Origin of the sequence: Pseudomonas sp. IC_126 (assembly GCF_004331835.1) — a bacterium.
Classification (GTDB): domain Bacteria; phylum Pseudomonadota; class Gammaproteobacteria; order Pseudomonadales; family Pseudomonadaceae; genus Stutzerimonas.
In genome coordinates this window covers 64,200-82,185 of sequence record NZ_SJSS01000003.1, presented here as the reverse complement: position 1 = coordinate 82,185, position 17,986 = coordinate 64,200, and the positions used below count along the sequence as shown (strand labels likewise).

At 60.8% G+C, this 17,986-nt stretch carries 22 protein-coding genes; 2 read left to right on the top strand and 20 right to left on the bottom strand.

The features are described from left to right. Positions 1-99: 99 nt before the first annotated feature. From E0D86_RS11265 to ccmA, 12 genes are all read right to left on the bottom strand, one after another. Positions 100-1,569 carry a sigma-54 dependent transcriptional regulator gene (locus tag E0D86_RS11265; RefSeq protein WP_131650133.1) on the bottom strand — a complete coding sequence of 490 codons (1,470 nt, stop codon included), beginning with the start codon at positions 1,567-1,569 and terminating at the stop codon, positions 100-102. 344 nt (positions 1,570-1,913) lie between these two features. Further along, positions 1,914-2,210 (bottom strand): flagellar protein FliT, encoded by a 297-nt coding sequence (locus tag E0D86_RS11260; RefSeq protein ID WP_131650132.1) that lies wholly within the window; start codon positions 2,208-2,210, stop codon positions 1,914-1,916. Positions 2,211-2,332: 122 nt separating this feature from the next. After that, positions 2,333-2,701: a hypothetical protein gene (locus tag E0D86_RS11255; protein ID WP_231752256.1), complete on the bottom strand. Its 369-nt coding sequence runs from the start codon at positions 2,699-2,701 to the stop codon at positions 2,333-2,335. 88 nt (positions 2,702-2,789) lie between these two features. Then, complete coding sequence (ccmI, locus tag E0D86_RS11250) at positions 2,790-4,007, bottom strand: c-type cytochrome biogenesis protein CcmI (RefSeq protein ID WP_131650130.1); 1,218 nt, start codon at positions 4,005-4,007, stop codon at positions 2,790-2,792. After that, positions 4,004-4,477 (bottom strand): cytochrome c-type biogenesis protein, encoded by a 474-nt coding sequence (locus E0D86_RS11245; RefSeq protein ID WP_131650129.1) that lies wholly within the window; start codon positions 4,475-4,477, stop codon positions 4,004-4,006. Before E0D86_RS11245 ends, ccmI begins: the two co-directional genes overlap by 4 nt. Then, entirely contained in the window at positions 4,474-5,007 is a 534-nt protein-coding gene (locus E0D86_RS11240) for a DsbE family thiol:disulfide interchange protein (RefSeq protein ID WP_131650128.1), read from the bottom strand. The genes E0D86_RS11245 and E0D86_RS11240 overlap by 4 nt, the downstream gene beginning before the upstream one ends. 1 nt (position 5,008) lies before the next feature. After that, positions 5,009-6,982, bottom strand: coding sequence for a heme lyase CcmF/NrfE family subunit (locus E0D86_RS11235; protein ID WP_131650127.1), 1,974 nt, complete (start codon positions 6,980-6,982; stop codon positions 5,009-5,011). Continuing rightward, complete coding sequence (ccmE, locus tag E0D86_RS11230; protein ID WP_131650126.1) at positions 6,979-7,446, bottom strand: cytochrome c maturation protein CcmE; 468 nt, start codon at positions 7,444-7,446, stop codon at positions 6,979-6,981. Before ccmE ends, E0D86_RS11235 begins: the two co-directional genes overlap by 4 nt. Then, positions 7,443-7,619, bottom strand: coding sequence for a heme exporter protein CcmD (ccmD, locus tag E0D86_RS11225; protein WP_131650125.1), 177 nt, complete (start codon positions 7,617-7,619; stop codon positions 7,443-7,445). The genes ccmE and ccmD overlap by 4 nt, the downstream gene beginning before the upstream one ends. Beyond that, on the bottom strand, positions 7,616-8,368 hold the full coding sequence (locus E0D86_RS11220; protein WP_131650124.1) for a heme ABC transporter permease: 753 nt from the start codon (positions 8,366-8,368) through the stop codon (positions 7,616-7,618). Before E0D86_RS11220 ends, ccmD begins: the two co-directional genes overlap by 4 nt. Before the next feature lie 148 nt (positions 8,369-8,516). Then, positions 8,517-9,188, bottom strand: a complete 672-nt coding sequence (gene ccmB, locus E0D86_RS11215) for a heme exporter protein CcmB (protein ID WP_131650123.1) — start codon at positions 9,186-9,188, stop codon at positions 8,517-8,519. Next, entirely contained in the window at positions 9,185-9,820 is a 636-nt protein-coding gene (gene ccmA, locus E0D86_RS11210) for a cytochrome c biogenesis heme-transporting ATPase CcmA (RefSeq protein WP_131650122.1), read from the bottom strand. The genes ccmB and ccmA overlap by 4 nt, the downstream gene beginning before the upstream one ends. A 132-nt stretch (positions 9,821-9,952) precedes the next feature. Between ccmA and E0D86_RS11205 the strand changes: the two genes are divergently transcribed. Both E0D86_RS11205 and E0D86_RS11200 read left to right on the top strand, forming a co-directional pair. Then, on the top strand, positions 9,953-11,476 hold the full coding sequence (locus E0D86_RS11205; RefSeq protein ID WP_131650121.1) for a flagellar hook-length control protein FliK: 1,524 nt from the start codon (positions 9,953-9,955) through the stop codon (positions 11,474-11,476). Beyond that, a complete protein-coding gene (locus E0D86_RS11200) occupies positions 11,473-11,796 on the top strand; it encodes an EscU/YscU/HrcU family type III secretion system export apparatus switch protein (RefSeq protein WP_131650120.1) in 324 nt (107 codons plus the stop codon). Before E0D86_RS11205 ends, E0D86_RS11200 begins: the two co-directional genes overlap by 4 nt. Here E0D86_RS11200 and E0D86_RS11195 read toward each other — a convergent pair. The 8 genes from E0D86_RS11195 to E0D86_RS11160 all read right to left on the bottom strand — a co-directional run bounded on the left by E0D86_RS11195 (position 11,777) and on the right by E0D86_RS11160 (position 17,940). Beyond that, on the bottom strand, positions 11,777-12,217 hold the full coding sequence (locus tag E0D86_RS11195) for a rhodanese-like domain-containing protein (protein ID WP_131650119.1): 441 nt from the start codon (positions 12,215-12,217) through the stop codon (positions 11,777-11,779). The two genes, E0D86_RS11200 and E0D86_RS11195, sit on opposite strands and share 20 nt — an antisense overlap. Before the next feature lie 141 nt (positions 12,218-12,358). Continuing rightward, positions 12,359-12,772: a DUF2802 domain-containing protein gene (locus E0D86_RS11190; protein WP_131650118.1), complete on the bottom strand. Its 414-nt coding sequence runs from the start codon at positions 12,770-12,772 to the stop codon at positions 12,359-12,361. 3 nt (positions 12,773-12,775) lie between these two features. Then, positions 12,776-13,255: a chemotaxis protein CheW gene (locus E0D86_RS11185; RefSeq protein WP_131650117.1), complete on the bottom strand. Its 480-nt coding sequence runs from the start codon at positions 13,253-13,255 to the stop codon at positions 12,776-12,778. A 95-nt stretch (positions 13,256-13,350) separates the two neighbouring features. Beyond that, a complete protein-coding gene (locus tag E0D86_RS11180) occupies positions 13,351-14,175 on the bottom strand; it encodes a CheW domain-containing protein (RefSeq protein WP_131650116.1) in 825 nt (274 codons plus the stop codon). Positions 14,176-14,259: 84 nt separating this feature from the next. After that, on the bottom strand, positions 14,260-15,048 hold the full coding sequence (locus E0D86_RS11175; protein ID WP_131650115.1) for a ParA family protein: 789 nt from the start codon (positions 15,046-15,048) through the stop codon (positions 14,260-14,262). Positions 15,049-15,137: 89 nt separating this feature from the next. Further along, a complete protein-coding gene (gene motD, locus E0D86_RS11170) occupies positions 15,138-15,965 on the bottom strand; it encodes a flagellar motor protein MotD (protein ID WP_131650114.1) in 828 nt (275 codons plus the stop codon). A 146-nt stretch (positions 15,966-16,111) separates the two neighbouring features. Next, complete coding sequence (locus E0D86_RS11165) at positions 16,112-16,852, bottom strand: flagellar motor protein (RefSeq protein WP_131650113.1); 741 nt, start codon at positions 16,850-16,852, stop codon at positions 16,112-16,114. Beyond that, positions 16,852-17,940: a chemotaxis response regulator protein-glutamate methylesterase gene (locus tag E0D86_RS11160; RefSeq protein ID WP_131650112.1), complete on the bottom strand. Its 1,089-nt coding sequence runs from the start codon at positions 17,938-17,940 to the stop codon at positions 16,852-16,854. Before E0D86_RS11160 ends, E0D86_RS11165 begins: the two co-directional genes overlap by 1 nt. Positions 17,941-17,986: the final 46 nt, after the last annotated feature.

Sequence of the window (17,986 nt, the reverse complement as noted above, 5' to 3'; positions counted from 1 at the left end):
AAAAGATGGTCGGTGAAATGACTAGCAGCAAGGATCATGCCCAGAAGGCAGGAGGAAGGCAGGCGTCACGCCACCAGGACGGCGGCGTTGCAAACAGTTTTACTCGTCGAGATCGTCTTCGCGTCGATTCATGCCGTACTTGCGCATCTTCTCGACCAGCGTCGTCCGTCTGATACGCAAGCGCTCAGCGGCACGTGCCACGACGCCGCCAGCGTCCTCGAGGGCCTGCTGGATGAGGCCCTGTTCGAGATTACCCAGGTACTCCTTCAGATCAAGACCCTCGATGGGCAGCATAGCCTGCGTCCCGGCTGCGACAAGAGGGGTGTTGATAGTCGCGCGTGCCTCAATTTCGTCTTGCAAGTCGACCACGTACTGCTCGTCGTCGTCATCCACATGGCGGAACTTCTTCGGCAACTCCATAACGCCGATCACGCCGTACGGATGCATGATTGCCATACGCTCGACAAGGTTCGCCAGCTCTCGCACGTTGCCGGGCCAGTCGTGACGACACAGCGACATGATGGCCGCCGAGTTGAAACGGATGGAGCCACGCTTCTCGTGTTCCATACGCGAGATGAGCTCGTTCATCAGCAGCGGAATGTCCTCGATACGCTCGCGCAGAGGTGCCATTTCGATGGGGAACACATTGAGACGGTAATACAAATCCTCACGGAAGCTGCCGTCCACGATCATCTTCTCCAGATCCTTGTGGGTCGCCGCGATGATGCGTACGTCGGCATTCTGCGTGCGATTGCTGCCCACACGCTCGAAGGTGCGCTCCTGCAGAACCCGCAATAGCTTGACCTGCATTGGCAACGGCATGTCGCCAATCTCGTCGAGGAACAGAGTCCCGCCTTCAGCGAGCTCAAAACGACCGGCACGGGAAGTGATCGCCCCCGTAAACGCGCCTTTCTCATGACCGAACAGTTCGCTTTCCAGCAGTTCAGCGGGAATCGCCCCGCAATTGACCGGTACGAAAGGCCCACCGCGGCGCTTGGAATGGTAATGCAGGTTACGTGCAACCACCTCTTTGCCAGTTCCCGACTCACCGAGGATCAATACGCTCGCTTCGGTATCGGCGACCTGCTGCATCATCTGCCGGACATGCTGCACCGCGCGGCTGGTGCCCACCAGGCTGCGAAACAGATTGGGCTCGCGCTGTCGTCCGCGCGCCTTCGCCTGGTCATACATTTCCCGGTAGACCTGAGCCCGATGAAGTGAATCGAGCAATTTGTTGTAGCTCGGCGGCATTTCGAGGCTAGTCAGCACCCGACGACGGATCTCATCAGGCCAATCCGCCGGGGCGGGCTCGCCGATCAGCATAAGCGGAAGGTTCTCGTCCCACTTGCTGATCTGTTTGAGCAGTTCGACCGCGCCGCCCTTGACCGACACCTCACCCAGCAGGACGCCCAGCACGGCGCGGCTCGATTCCAGCGCATCGACAGCGGCTTTCCATTCGCTGCTGGCGCAAGCGATATGGTCTTCACTCAAAAAGCTGAGAATGACCGCCAAATCCCGGCGACGATCCTTGTCGTCGTCTATCAACAAAATCTTGGTTTCACGCCACATCTTGTTTATAGCTCTAGAGGCTGATAGGAGGCCTGCGCTCGTCTCCGGCAGAAACGACTACGTCTCGGCAGATGAGACGTAGTTAATTAAAAAAAACGCGTCGAGTCAAATTTATGACGTAGTTCAACGACAAAAAGCACGGAAAGCGTCGTATTTCTCGTGGGAACGGAGAGCGGAGCGCATTGAGGATCAGCTAAACAACCAATCGATCCTCTGCACGTCTGGTATGGGCAGAACGGATGGGATTTGCTGCGTCAGAGGCAACGCGAGACGTAATCGGCAGGAGCATTGGCGGACTCAGAACCTAGCGATACAGGCAAGGCATCGCGCTAACGGCTAGTAGATCAGCCAAACAGCTTGTAGACCTTTGCGCCATGCGCGGATTGATTGAGCTGAATGAGTTCATCAGCGACGCGGCGCTGCTCGGTCTGACAAGTCGTGACCAATTCACGATAGAGGCTCACCAACTCTTCCAGACGCTGACGAATCGCAGGCTCATCCTCGCGGGCTTCATTCATCGCAGCTTCGACAACCTGCCGGCATTGCAGATCCAGGACACTGATGGCAGTCCAGTCCTGCTGCACCATCGCATCGCGCAAGGCGTTGCCGGTTTCCTCAAGACGTTTGACTGCTGCACTCATGGATCCGCTCCGGATGAACTGGTTACAAAGGTCGAGCCTGCAAGGCCGCTCGGGAGTCTACTGCGACTGAAGCCTGTATCGGCCATTTTCGATCAGCCTTTAGCACGACCGATTAAAAACGATCAATGCAGGCTGCGTAATCCAGTAGGGACGCTGGGAGGCGCGACCGGCTCCCAAGGGCCATCCGGACGACCGGCGCAATACCAGTCGCCATCCCAGCGGTAATAAAGCCGCTCGCGATAGAACATGTTCCGTCCCTCCACGACATAGACACCCAGGCGATTGTCCCAATGCGCAGGGGCATGAGGCGGCGGCGCATAACGTGGATGGCTTTTTTGCGTGGCCGGCGGGCGCGGTGCCGGTGGTGTACGTACCGGCGGCGGGCTTATGACTGGCTCGCGAGGCTCGGACGCCGGCGGAGTCGGCGTAGGTGCCGGCTCCGAAGCCTGATAAGGATTGCCGGCACAAGCGCCCAGCAGCAGCGCCAGCATCGTTACAGCGCCCATTCGAGGCAGGAAAGAGACACCTGCCGAAACCGAACCTCTCACCATTAGCCCTGCCCTCTCGAGCGCCTCTACGTCAGGGCGCTTCCGGTTGATCGATAGTCAGCTCAATCGCATCTTCATTGTTCAACGTCAATGGCTCACTGCTGCCTTGCCATTCGCCCCGGGTCGCGTCTCCTTCCCGGGAAACGCGAGCGAACAACCTGACCTGCTCGAAGTTGGACAAACGAAGCTGCGGAGTCATTGCATCGGCGTCGGACAAACTGACGGTAGCCGGCAGATCGGCTACGGTCAGGCGCTTCACCGCCAACGGCATCGGCGGGCCGGAAACCGCACGAGCAAAGACGAATACCGTATCAGTAGGCTTAACTTTGTCGACAAGTGCCGCGCCCAGCTGCACATCGACTGTCAGGGCTGCATCGCTAGCTGCAACCGGCTCGCCAGCGGGTTTCGACACACTGCCAGAAGCCGTTTCGCCCAGCTGCTCCCGCGCTCGGGCAATGCCGCCCTGGATGGCCTCACGCGAAGGATCTTCGGCAGGCAAGGTCGCTACCAGTCGTTCCCAGAAACCTATCGCTTCATCGAACCGCTCGTTTTCATAAGCGGCGATGCCGAGCAGGCCAAGGCTGGTGACCTCATGGGGGTCTGCCTGCAGGGCTTCATCGGTGAGTCGCTGCATGCGCGGCGTCCAGCTCCGACCTTCGGCAAAATAAAGCGCCTGCGCCCACTGTCCCAGCAGTTCAGGCTGGCGCCCGGCCAGATTGACGACCTGCTCATAAGCCGCCGCTGCATCGGCCGGACGCTCCTGGCTCATGTAGGTTCTGGCCAGGAAATACCATGCCTCGGAAGACTCGGGCTGTGCCTTGACCGCGCGTTCCAGCCTCGCGGTCATCTCTTCGATGCTTCCAGGCTGCACCGCGAACTCCCGCGTCAGTTGCAGCTTGTCGCTCGCACCCCAATGCATATACAGACCATAGCCAAACAAGGGCACCAGGATCGCCACAATCAGCGGAACGGCCCGGCCCAGGTTGCTGCTGCGATGTGCGTCACTACCCTCGGTGTCGTCGAGTAGCTCCCGCGCCGCATCGGCGCGGCCCATCTCGTACTGCTCCAACGTAAGGGTTCCGGCTGCTTGCTGTGCAGTCAGCTCACCGAGCCGCTCCTGGTAAAGCGCGACGTTTAGCGCAGTTCGGTCCTCTTCTGCCTGTAAGCGACGCCCCCGCAACACCGGAAGCAGCAGGAACGCCAGGGCGGCCAGCAATAGCAGGCCCGCACCTATCCAGAAATCGATCATGGTTCTTTTTTATCCAGCAACGTGGCGAGGCGCGTGCGTTCGGCCTCGGAAAGTGTGTTCGACGCCTGGCTGGCTGCGCCACGGCGGCGGCGTATCAGGATGATCGCCAGCACGACGAACCCCAGCGCCAGCAAGGCGATCGGGCCGTACCAGAGCACGAGTGTCTTGGCATTGACAGGCGGCTTGTAGCGCACGAAGTCGCCATAACGAGCGACGAGGTAGTCGACGATCTGCTCGTTGCTTTGCCCTTCATCCAGCATGCGATAGATTTCGCGGCGCAGATCCATGGCAATGGGCGCGTTGGAGTCGGCGATGTTCTGGTTCTGGCACTTGGGGCAGCGCAGCTCCTCGACGAGCGTGCGGTATCGTTCCCGATCGGCCTCGCTCTTGAATTCGTAAGTGTCGATTGCGCCATGGGCAGCGAGGCTGAGCAGAAGGCCCAGTAGCGCGGTAGCGAAAAAACGGATCATTGCTCGTTCACCAGTGCCTGATAGAGCGGCCCGAGCCGTTCGGCCCAGACGCGCTCGTCGATGGCTCCGACGAATTTGTCGCGAATGATGCCCTGCTTGTCGACGACGAAGGTCTCCGGCGCGCCATAGACACCTAGGTCAAGGCCTAGACTGCCGTCGGGATCCTCGACATTGAAGCCGTACGGATTGCCGAACATCTGCAGCCAGTCGCGAGCCGCATCGCCGTTGTCCTTGTAGTTGATTCCGTAAACAAGGACACCCTGGGCTGCTAGCTTGTTGAGCATCTCGTGCTCGGCCTTGCAGGTCGGACACCAGGTTGCCCAGACGTTCACCAGCGACGGTTTGCCCTTGATGTCCTCTGCACTGACCAGCCGCTGCGGATCCTCGAGCGACGGCAGAGAAAACGACGGCATCGGTTTTCCGATCATCGTCGAGCCGATGTCCGTGGGGTCGAGGTACAGCCCCTTGTAGAGGAAACCCGCCACCAGAAGGAAAATCGCCAACGGCAGCAACATCAATAATCTTTTCATCTCAGGCTCCTTGCTGGGCCAAACCGAGCGTCTCGCGGACACGCGTTCTGACTTTCACTCGGTAGCGCTTGTCACTGACCGAGAGCACACCACCCAGGGACATCATCAAAGCACCCAGCCAGATCCAGCGAACGAACGGTTTGATGTGCACCCGCACCGCCCAGGCGCCATTTTCCAGCGGCTCGCCAAGGGCCACATAGAGATCACGAGTGAAACCTGCATCGATACCCGCCTCGGTCATCGGCATCTGCTGCACGGTGTAGAGCCGCTTCTCGGGGTGCAGGGTCGCAATCTGCTTGTCGCCATCGAAGACGCGAATGGTGCCCTTGTCGGACGTGTAGTTGGGGCCTTCGAAATGCTCGGCACCTTCGAAGACAAAGCTGTAACCGCCCAGCTCCAGCGATTCGCCAGGCGCGAGACGCAGGTCGCGCTCGTCGCTCTGCTGGCTCGTCAGCACCACACCTATGGCGCAGACCGCCAGCCCGAGATGCGCCAGCTGCATGCCCCAGTAGCTCGGCGCCAGGCTCCGCACGCCCTTCAGCAGCCCCTTGTGGCGGGTCTTGTCGAGAATGTCGCGTACCCCGGCGGTAACCACCCAAGCGGCCAGCAGACAGACCGCCAGCACCGCCCAGTGGAAATCGCCGAACAGCATCGAGCCCAAGCCGCCAAGCACGGCGCTGGTGATCAGTACCGGCGTCAGCATGCTCATCAGCCACTTCACTGGGGTGTCCTTCCAGCGCACCAGCACGCCCACGCCAAGCGCGAGCATCAGGGCACCGACGAGCGGCAGGAACATCGCGTTGAAATAGGGCGGCCCGACCGAGAGCTTGGTATCCGACAGCGCATCGAGCAGCAGCGGATACAGTGTTCCCAGCAGAATCATCGCCGTGGCGACCACCAGTAGTAGGTTGTTGACCAGCAGCAGCGTCTCACGCGACCACAGGCCGAAACCGACCTGGCTCTTCACCACTGGTGCACGCAGGGCGAACAGGGTCAGCGAGCCGCCTACCACCAACAGCAGAAACGCGAGAATGAAGACGCCGCGTTCCGGATCGGTGGCGAAGGCATGAACCGAAGTCAGTACGCCAGAGCGGACCAGGAACGTGCCTAGGAGGCTGAGCGAGAAGGCCGCGATCGCGAGCAGAACCGTCCAGCTCTTGAAGACGCCGCGCTTTTCCGTCACTGCCAGCGAGTGGATCAGCGCGGTGCCCACCAGCCAGGGCATGAAGGATGCATTTTCCACCGGGTCCCAGAACCACCAGCCGCCCCAGCCCAGCTCGTAATAGGCCCACCAGGAACCCAAGGCGATGCCTGTGCCCAGAAAGGCCCAGGCGACCAGCGTCCAAGGACGCGACCAGCGCGCCCAGGCTGCATCCAGGCGGCCACCGAGTAGCGCGGCAATGGCGAACGCAAAGGCCACCGAGAAACCGACGTAGCCCATATAGAGCATCGGCGGGTGCACGATCAGACCGAAGTCCTGAAGCAGCGGGTTGAGATCACGGCCATCCATCGGTGCTTGCGGCAGCAGGCGCTCGAACGGGTTGGAAGTGACGATCAGGAACAGCAGGAACCCGATGCTGATCAATCCCATGATGCCCAGTACCCGGGCCAGCATGTCCTCCGGTAGTTGCCGCGAAAAGATCGCTACCGCGAAAGTCCAGCCTGCCAGGATGAAAGCCCACAGCAGTAGCGAACCCTCATGCGCGCCCCAAACGGCGCTGAACTTGTAGTACCAGGGCAAGGCGCTGTTGGAGTTCTGCGCGACATAAGCGACGGAGAAGTCATCCACCATGAAGGCGTAGGTGAGACAGGCAAAGGAAAATGCCAGAAAACTGAATTGCCCCCAGGCCGCCGGTTGTGCCAGTCCCATCCACTGGCGGTCGCCCCGCCAGGCGCCGATCAGCGGAAGCGTGCCCTGCACGACGGCCAGGCACAGCGCCAGGATCATTGCTAGATGGCCGAGCTCAGGGATCATTTCGCATACTCCTGCTTATCGCCTTCGTAGTGCTTCATCATCCCGCTCTTCTCCAGCGCCTGGCTGACTTCCGGCGGCATGTAGTTTTCGTCGTGCTTGGCCAGTACCTCGTCGGCGATCAGAACGCCATCGGCATTGACCCGCCCAAGGGCGACGATGCCTTGCCCTTCACGGAACAGATCGGGAAGGATGCCTTGGTACTGGATGGTGACCGTTTCGTTGTTATCGGTAACGCGGAAGGAGACGGTGAGCGAATCACTGCTGCGTGTCACCGAGCCGGCTTCGACCAGGCCGCCGGCTCGAATCCGCGTGCCTTCCGGGGCTTCGCCCGCAGCGATCTGCGTTGGCGTATAGAAGAGGTTGATGTTCTCTTGCAGAGCGGTCAGCGCCAGCGCCACCGCAATGCCCACACCGGCCAGAATGGCCAGCACGATGAACAGACGCTTTTTGCGCACCGGATTCACTTCATTTCCTCCCGGCGCAAACGGCGCGCCTCGTCTTGCAGATAACGTCGGCGCGCCATCATTGGCAGCGCCACGTTCAGGATCAGGACAGCCAGGCTGATGCCGTACGACGTCCAGACATACAGGCCATGATTCCCCATGGCGATGAATTCGGAAAAAGACGAAAAGTTCATGGCTTGCCCACCAGCGCGTTCACTTCAGCCTTGACCCAGCTGCTTCGCGACTCGCGGCGCAGCACCTCCAGGCGCATGCGCATCAACAGCACCAGCGTGAAGAAGCAGTAGAAGCCCAACACCATGACCAGCAGCGGCAGCCACATTTCCATTGGCATGGCTGGCTTCTCTGTCACGGTGAAGGTCGCTGGCTGATGCAGGGTGTTCCACCACTCAACCGAGTATTTGATGATCGGGATATTGACCACCCCGACGATGGCGAGCACCGCACAGGCCTTTGCCGCGCTGTCGCGGTTGGTGATCGCCTGGCCGAGCGCAATGATGCCGAAGTACAGGAACAGCAGAATCAGCATCGATGTCAGCCGTGCGTCCCATACCCACCAGGCACCCCACGTCGGCTTGCCCCATACCGCACCGGTGAGCAGCGCGATGAATGTCATCCAGGCACCGATGGGCGCGGCCTGCTGCAAGGCGACGTCGGTCAGCTTCATCTTCCACACCAGCCCGACCACACCGGCTATCGCCATCATCACGTAGATCGACTGGGCCAGGAATGCAGCCGGCACGTGGATATAGATGATCCGGAAGCTATTGCCCTGCTGGTAGTCCTGCGGCGCGAACGCCAGGCCCCAGACTGCTCCTACGCCGATCAGAATCAGCGACGCCCAGGCCAGCCACGGCATCCAGCGGCTACTGATCTCGTAGAACCATTTGGGCGAACCCAGCTTGTGGAACCATGTCCAGTTCATAGAACCCGCCTCACTTCCACGGCGCCTGCCGATGCTGCCTCGAAAGAGGCCAGCACCCACTTGTTCGCAATCAGTAAATTCATCGAAGCCGCTCGTCTCGCCCCGGCAATTCGCGTTTCAGTACTGGAAAAATACATCATGCAACCCGTCATTCACCGACGCTGATCTTCAGACCAGCGGCTATTGCAAAGGGAGTCAGCGTGACTGCCAGTGCAGTCAGGCTGGAAAGCCATAATAGGTGACCGAGCGCAGGCAGTCCCTGCAACGCCGCCTGCAGAGCCCCGCTGCCTAGAATCAGCACGGGGATATAGAGCGGAAGAATGAGTAGCGCCAACAACAAGCCCCCACGCTTGAGTCCGACAGTCAATGCCGCCCCGACTGCGCCCAACAGGCTGAGCACCGGTGTGCCTAACAGAAGCGAGACCAGCAGCACCGGAAGCGCGCTGGCTGGCATGCCCAACATGAGCCCCAATAACGGCGCCAGCAGAACCAGAGCCAGCCCGGAAAACAGCCAGTGTGCCAGCACCTTGGCGAGCACAAGAAGAGCCAGTGGGTGCGGCGAAACGACCCACTGTTCGAGCGAGCCGTCTTCGAAATCGCTGCGAAACAGGCCGTCCAGCGAGAGAAGCACGGCCAATAGAGCCGCCACCCAGATCAGACCGGGCGAGATCGTTTGCAGCAATTGCGACTCGGGGCCGACCGCCAAGGGAAACAAGGCGATGACGATCGCAAAGAACACCAGCGGATTGGCCAGCTCCGCCGGTCGACGGAACAACAATCGGGATTCGCGAGCCAACAGCAGCGTGAACACGTTACTCATGCGGCCCGCTGCCCTAGATCGATTTCCCTGAAGCTCGCCGGTTTTTCGACGAGGGAATGATGGGTGGTCAGCACGACCATCCCACCCTGCTCACAGTGGGTCGCCAGATGCTTCTCGAGCTGCGCCACGCCATGCTTGTCGAGCGCAGTGAAGGGTTCATCGAGTATCCATAAGGGCGGCGGCGACAGATACAGCCGGGCCAGACCGACGCGGCGCTGCTGGCCAGCGGAAAGCGTATGACAGGGCACATCCTCGAAACCACGCAGTCCTACCGCCTCGAGCGCCTGCCAGATCGCATCGCGGCTCGCAGGTTGGTGCAGTGCGCATAACCAGGTCAGGTTTTCCTCCGCGCTGAGCAGCCCTTTGATACCCGCCGCGTGGCCGATCCATAACAGGTTGCGGGCCAGTTCGCCGCGCTGGCTTTCGAGGTCATGACCGTTGAGCAGCACCTTCCCCGCGGTTGGCTGCATCAGCCCGGACAGCAGTCGCAGCAGACTGGTCTTGCCACTGCCGTTGGGGCCGGCGATCTGCAACATTTCCCCTTTGGCGATCCGTAGGTCTAACCTCTCGAACAGCAGACGCCAGTCCCGCTCGCAGGAAAGCGCCACAGTTTCTAGAAAGGGGCTGGACACGCTAGGGCTACCCTCAAGATGGAAGAAGCCCGGCCGCTACAGCGAGATCAGGTCGGGCGGCCGGATTATACATGCCGAGCCCCGGCACCGAAGGCCACAAAGGCGAAAGGTTGTAAGAGCATTTAAGTAAAAATGACCGAGATCAAAAGTACCCCGGCGATCCCCGCCTCCGGCCCGTCTCGCCCGACGGCATCGCCGGCCGAGATGGCGTTGAAACTGCTGCAACCGATGCAGGGATTGCTCGTCGCCGGGGAAAGTGCCGAGGCCGAGGTCGTCCGCATCAAGGAAGCGCTGCAGAGCTTTCAGCTGACGCTGCGCTTGACCTTGGAGAACGGCCGGCAAGCAACCGTCGAAACCAGCAGTGCCAGAGCGGCCGCGCCTGGAGCGGCCATGCTCGTTACAGCGTTGTCCGACACCCGTCTGATTGCCGCGCTGCAACCCGGCAACCGTCAGCCGCAGAGCAGCATCGACCTCGATCTGCTCCCGCTGGGCACCGTCGTGCAGGGAAAGGTGACGGCTAGGCAGCAGATACAACAGGACGGCAAAACCCTGTTCAAGGTTGTAATCAGCCTGCTCAACTCCCCCCTTGCCGGGCAGAAGCTGAACGTCGAATCGGCCATGCCGCTCGCGCCGGGTAGTCTAATAACAGCCCGAGTCCAGGGCGATCAGTCCTTATCGTTCATGCCGCTGAGCGGTCGTCTCGATCAGCTGGTGCTGGGCCAGCAGCTGACTGCGCAACATAGCCGCCAGGGTTCTATCGAAGGGCTGTTTGGCGCGCTCACGTCCAGCTCCACATTGCCCGATCAATTGCGCGGCGCGGCCGAACGGTTGCTCGGTCTGGTTCCGGACATGCAACAGCTCGGCGATGCAAAAACGTTGGCACAGGCATTGGCGCGCAGCGGGGCGTTTCTCGAATCAAGCCTGTTGAGTGGACAGGCGGACGACCTGCCAAACGACATGAAAGCAGCCCTGCTCCGCCTGATTGCCCAGTTGCCCGGATTACCGGGCGGCACCCCGCAGTCCGCTATGCAGGCCGGCGGGGCTTTCGGACAGGCGCTACCGGCTTTTGCTCGCAATGCACTGGGCGCGCTTGGACAACCCAACGCACGCCACCAAGCGCAGAGCTTTCCACTGCCGAACCGGTTGGCGCCAAATGCCGACGACGAGGCTGACCTGGAGTTGCTGCTGAAACTTGCCGCGGCCGCGGTATCGCGACTACAGACGCATCAGTTGTCCAGCCTGGCCCAGACCCAGACCAACCCGGACGGCACTCAGGTCACGACCTGGCAGATCGAAATTCCAATGCGCGATCAGCGCGACATCGTCCCGCTGCAGGTGAAGTTCCAGCGTGAAGATGAACCCGCGCAAAACCGCAAGGAGAAACCGGAAACCCTCTGGAAAGTCGAATTGGCCTTCGATGTGGCGCCCCTGGGCCTGATACAGGTGCAGGCGCAGCTGCTGCAGGGCAGCCTGTCGAGTCAGATATGGGCCGAACGCAGCGGTACCGCTGCGCTGATCTCGGCGGAGCTGGATCACCTGCGGCAGCGTCTCGTCACCGCCGGGCTGTCCGTCAGTGAACTGGCCTGCCGCCAGGGAACGCCACCGCAAGGCCCGCGAACCACTCTTGATCAACGCTTCGTGGATGAAACCGCATGACAGCCCACACACCGCGACAGGCCATCGCGCTCACCTACGATGGCGCCAACACGCCCACACTTTCGGCCAAAGGCGACGATGAACTAGCCGAAGCGATACTGGCGATCGCCCGTGAGCATGAAGTACCGATCTATGAAAATGCCGAGCTGGTGAAACTGCTGGCGCGTCTGGAACTGGGCGATGCCATACCTGAGGCGCTTTATCGCACCATCGCCGAAATCATCGCGTTCGCCTGGTATCTGAAGGGCAAATGCCCGCCCGGCTTTTCCGAGCAACGGCATTCACCGGACGTTCCGCTACTCAATGGGCCTGAGCGTTGAGCGTCGTGATGCCGTTGAAGCCACTCTTCTCCTGCGGGAAGTCTGCCAGCACCCAGGCGAAATAACCTTCTCGGAAATAGAACACCTGCTCGTAACCCCAAGCGACCGCGAGACGAACCGCTTCGGCGCTGGCCGGACAGACTTCGCTGTCGCAATAGACCACCAGCGGCACGGTTCTCGGCCAATCGGTATGCGCCAGCCCGAGAAATTCGCGAGCCAGATCCATATGTACCGCGCCTTCGACATGTCCCCAGCCCCATTCACGGCTGGGGCGCACATCGATGAACACGGCCCCCAGCTCATGCAGCTGCCTGGCCTGGAACACATTGACGGTCATCGCCCCTTCAACCTCTACCGGCGCTTCCGCCGCCCATAGCGACATCGGTGCGACCAGCAGACACAGCATCAGAATGCGCAGCATCACATCCTCCTCGCCTTTCTGGGCATGGGTCTGCAACGAACAATGGCAGAACCCTGTCCTGATTTGGAGGAAGCAATGGTCATATCGTTCACTGCTGCGGACATTCGTCACGCAACCGCAACAACGAAAGGGAGGGCGGAGCTAGCTCGGTTTGCGTCGCGCCTGATACAGCTTGCGCATCAGTTCGGCTTCCGACTGGGACAGCCCGCAGGACTGCGTCAGATCATCGTCGCTGGCACCCATGCCAATCAGCTTGGCAGCCTGGGAAAAGGTGAAGTTGTTCGGATCGCGCTGCTCGAGCTGAGTGAGCCTTTCAGGCAGCGGCGCAACGACCCGTGACAGTTCGTGCAGATTCTTGCCCATGCGCACGCTGCCATCGAGGTAAGTATCCAGACGTGCGGCAAGTTCCTTGATGCGCTTATCGCGAGCGGCGTCTTCACGCACTTGCAACTGGGCTTGCTGTCGCTGGCGACGGAACAGCCAGATGCAGAAGCCCAGCAGTGCCAGGCAGCACAGGGCAAGCACGACGACTGCCGCGACCAGCGACGCCATCATCTGTCAGATGCTCTCAAGGTCCGCCCATTCTTCTTCGCTCATCATCTTGTCCAGCTCGACAAGAATCAGCAGCTCGTTGTTCTTGTTGCAGACGCCCTGAATGAACTTCGCCGACTCGTCGTTACCGACGTTGGGCGCGGTTTCGATCTCCGACTGGCGCAGGTAAACCACCTCGGCAACGCTGTCGACCAGAATGCCGACCACCTGGCGATCCGCCTCGATGATGACGATGCGGGTGTTGTCCGAAACAGGTGCCGTGTCGAGACCGAAGCGCTGACGCGTGTCGATCACCGTGACCACGTTGCCCCGCAGGTTAATGATGCCGAGCACATAGCTAGGCGCGCCCGGCACCGGTGCGATGTCGGTGTAACGCAACACCTCTTGGACCTGCATGACGTTGATGCCATAGGTCTCGTTGTCCAGACGGAAGGTTACCCACTGCAGAACCGGATCATCGGAACCCTGTGCGGAAGTCATCTTCATAGCCCACCTCTTCATATGCCGCTGTGGCGGTCGATTCTATCGGTTATTCAGGGTCTGTTGACGTTTAGTCGCGAGCCCCTGGTTGTTCAATTCGTCTACGACGGTACGCCCTTGAGATGACGGGTCGCGCCGCTGGCGATCAGTTCGGCAAGCGCGGCCACATCCACCAGCGCGCACATATGATCGATCACCGTTCCGGCCAGCCATGGCCGTTGAGTGCGCTGCGAGCGCCATTTGACTTCTCTCGGGTCCAGGCGAATCGAGCGGCTGACCTGATGCACCGCCAGCCCCCATTCATATCCCTGCACCGAAATCACATACTGAAGCCCCTCGCGAAAATCGTCGCGATAACGGTCGGCCATGACCCAGCGCGCCGTGTCCAGAACCTTCAGGTTGCCGGCCTGACTTGGCAATATGCCGAGAAACCAGGCGGGCTGGCCAAACAACGGCGTCAGATCCTGACCGGCGAGCGGATAAATGGAACCGAGGCTGACCAAAGGCACCGCCAAGGTTAGGCCGGCCACATCGAACAGCAAGCATTCGAAAGGTTCCTCGCCCCACTCCGGCTGGCCGCCTTGTGCCGGCGGGCCACCGGGCAGGTGCGCCTGCAACTTGATATCCGCAATCGGTTCGACCAGTACCGGTGCCTTTTCAGCCGGCGTTTCGGGCGGCAGCTCAAGCAAGGCTTCCGTCTCGACCAGCACAGGCGTAGGCGCGGGAATCGGCTCCGGCTCGGGCACGACCTGCCGCAGCGGAACCACCCGCTGGACGTCGCGTTGCTGCTCTTCGAGCACTGCAGCCTGGAACTCGTCGTGGCTGACCGATTCGGTCAGCTCCATGACGGCATCCTGCAGCAGCGCGTCGAGATAGGACTGCAGCGTCTGTTGCGATCGGCTTTCTTTAAGAAGGGTACGGCTCATGAAACCAACTCGTGCGAACCAACTGGATAGGCTATCGGCCACGACCACGGCGAACTTGAACCGTGATCAGGCCGTACGTCGTCTTCAAGCAACCTGAGGAGAAGCCTGCGCGGCCAACAGCGTCTTGAGCAGCGCGCGGTAGGCAATGACTCCTCGACTGTTGGGGTCATGCTGCGAAGGCGTCACACCGGCGCGGCTGGCATCGCGCAGGCGCGTATCGATCGGGATGTATGCCTGCCAGAGATTGGCCTGATAGTTATTGCGCAGCACCTTCAGGGTATTCATCGATGCCTGGGTACGCCTGTCGAACATGGTCGGCACGATGGTGTAGGGCAACGCCTGCCGGCGCGAGCGGTTGATCATCGCGAGCGTGCTGACCATCCGTTCAAGGCCCTTCATGGCCAGGAATTCCGTCTGCACCGGAATGACCAGCTGCTGGCTGGCCGCCAGCGCGTTGACCATCAGCACACCGAGCAGCGGCGGGCTGTCGATGATGGCGTAATCGAAATCCTGCCACAGCTGCGAAAGACTTTTGGCAACGACCAGACCGAGCCCATTCTGGCCTGGCGACTGGCGCTCCAGAGTCGCCAGTACCGTACTCGACGGCAACAGCGAGATCCGTTCGTGGCTGGTCGGCAACAGCAACTGCCAAGGCAGCCCTTCCGGCACAGCACCCTGGTGCTGGAACAGATCGAAGACGCTGTGCTCGAGATTATCGGGATCATGACCGAAATAGCTCGTCATCGACCCATGGGGATCGAGATCCAGCGCCACGACCCGCTTGCCGGAATCGGCCAGCAATCCGGCGAGTGCGATAGAGGTGGTGGTTTTACCCACTCCGCCTTTTTGATTGGCTACAGCCCAGACTCTCATAACTCGTTTTCCATCCGGATCGAACCAGACCGGGAAAGGCCGTGTCGGCATGACCGACGACGGAGAATTGACGACACCGCAAGCGGCACCTAACGACTCTCACTGGAAGCAGAATGTGTGCCAGAGTGCTGCGCAACTCCGGCAGTGCGGGCATTACCACTCCCTACCCCGCTGATGCTGCGCCGCACATCGAGATTGCGGGAAATGACCAGTATCACCCGGCGATTACGCGCGCGGCCCTCCGCTGTCGCGTTGTCGGCTATAGGCTGAAACTCACCGTAGCCCACCGCGGCCAGACGCGATGGATCGACGCCATCGGCCGCGAGCATCCGCACCACGCTACCGGCGCGTGCTGTGGAAAGCTCCCAGTTGGTCGGAAACTTGTTCGTGCTGATCGGCAGGTTATCGGTGAAACCTTCTACATGTATCGGGTTATCGAAGGGCGCCAGAATCCCGGCAACCCTCTCCAATAATTCGAACGCATGATCGTTGGGCAACGCATCGCCGCTGGGGAACAGCAGACTGGAATTCAGCTCGATCTCCACCCAGAGCTCGTTGCCGCGTACGGTGAGCTGTTTCGCGTCGATGAGATCGGCGAAGGCCTCTTGCATGCTCTGCATGATGCTCTGTAGCGGATCGATCGGCTCTCGTGATGATTGCGGTTCGTCTACTTGCGAGACGTCAGGTTCAGTGGTGCGGGGCCGCTCTTCGCCGATCGGGATCGGCTTGACCGCCCGGTCGACCTGATTGAAAACCCCGACAAGCGAGTCGGAGAGGATCTTGTATTTGCCCTCGTTGAGCGAGGAGATCGAATACATCACCACGAAGAAAGCGAACAGCAGCGTGATGAAATCTGCGTAGGAAACCAGCCAGCGTTCGTGGTTCTCCGGCTCCTCATGTGCTCTGCGTCGGGCCATGGTCAGGCCGCTCGCGAAGGATACGAACGGCCAGGCACAGCCACACGCACCATCGGAACGGTGGCATAACGGTGAGTGACTGTGATCGGAGCGCTTGCCATGTTCGTTCTCGTGTCTGCGGCGGCGAAATTGCGCGCCGTAGGCGGTCAGTCCATGAAACCTTGCAGCTTCATTTCTATCGAGCGGGGGTTTTCTCCTTCGGCAATCGACAGAACGCCTTCGAGCAACATCTCGCGGTAGGTGGTGTGTTTCTGCACCACGCTCTTGAGCTTGTTGCCCATCGGCAATACCAGCAGGTTGGCGAAGGCGACGCCGTAGATGGTGGCAACGAATGCAACGGCTATGCCACTCCCCAGCTGACTGGGGTCGGCGAGATTGCCCATCACGTGGATCAGCCCCATCACGGCTCCGATGATCCCTACCGTGGGCGAATAACCGCCCATGCTTTCGAACACTTTCGCCGCACGGAGATCGCGGGTTTCCTGGGTGTATAAATCGACTTCGAGGATGCTACGAATCACTTCCGGCTCCGCGCCATCGACCAGCAACTGCAAGCCCTTGCGGGCATAGGGGTCGGACTCGGTTTCGGCGATCGGTTCGAGGCCCAGCAGCCCCTCCTTGCGCGCCGTGGCGCTCCAGCCGGTGACCAGGCTGATGCCACGGGCCATATCGACGCGCGGCGGGAAGAAAATCCAGCCGACAATCGACATGGCGCGCATGAACACGGCCATGGGCGTCTGCAGCAGTACCGCGCCGAGCGTGCCGCCCAGCACGATCAGGGCGGCGGGGCCGTTGAGCAATGCCGAGACGTGACCGCCCTCGAGAAAATTACCCCCGACGATAGCGACGAACGCGAGGACCAGCCCGATCAGGCTGAGTACATCCATCAGATACACGCCTCGCTCAGATGGCGACCGATGTCATCGAGGCCATAGACGGCGTCGCTGAGGTTGGCCTTGGCCACCGCCATCGGCATGCCATAAATGACACAACTGGCTTCGTCCTGCGTCCACACCTGACTGCCGCTCTGCTTGAGCATGCGCGCGCCTTCCCGGCCATCGGCGCCCATGCCGGTCAGCACGACCGCCAATACCTTGTCGTTGAACGCCTTGGCGGCGGAGCCGAAGGTCACGTCCACGCAGGGCCGATAATGCAGACGCTCGTCACCGGGCAGGATGCGCACCGCACCGCGTCCGTCGACCATCATCTGCTTGCCGCCCGGCGCCAACAGTGCGAGTCCGGGACGCAGCAGGTCGCCGTCTTCGGCTTCCTTGACGCGGATCTTGCAGAGCTTGTCCAGACGCTCGGCGAACGCCTTGGTAAAGGCCGCCGGCATATGCTGGATCAACACGATAGGAGCCGGAAAACTGGCAGGCAACTGAGCCAGCACACGCTGAAGCGCTACCGGGCCGCCCGTCGAGGTGCCGATGGCCACCAGTCGATACGCCTTGCGCCGAGGCGCCGCCGACGCCTGTGTGGGGGCTGCGGTGCGTGGCGTCGCTGGAGCCGATCCCGAAGAAGTAGCCGCAGGACGAACTGCCGGTGCTACGGCTGCCGCGGTGCTGCTATAGCGGCGATTGCTGCGCGATATCGTGTTGACCTTCTCGCACAGCAGTCGCTTGACCTTCTCCGGGTTACGGGAAATATCTTCGAAATTCTTCGGCAGGAAATCCACCGCTCCCGCATCCAGCGCATCAAGGGTTACCCGTGCGCCTTCGTGGGTAAGCGAGGAAAACATCAAAACCGGCGTCGGGCAGCGCTGCATGATCTGTCGCACGGCGGTGATGCCGTCCATCATCGGCATCTCGTAATCCATCGTGATGACGTCGGGCTTCAGTTCGATGGCCTTATCGATGGCTTCGCGCCCGTTGGTGGCGGTTCCGATCACTTGAATATTCGGGTCGGAAGAAAGGATCTCCGAGACACGGCGGCGGAAGAAGCCGGAATCGTCCACCACCAGGACCTTGACTGCCATAACACACTCCTAGCGACGGCGGCCCGCTCGGGGCCGCTGCGAACTG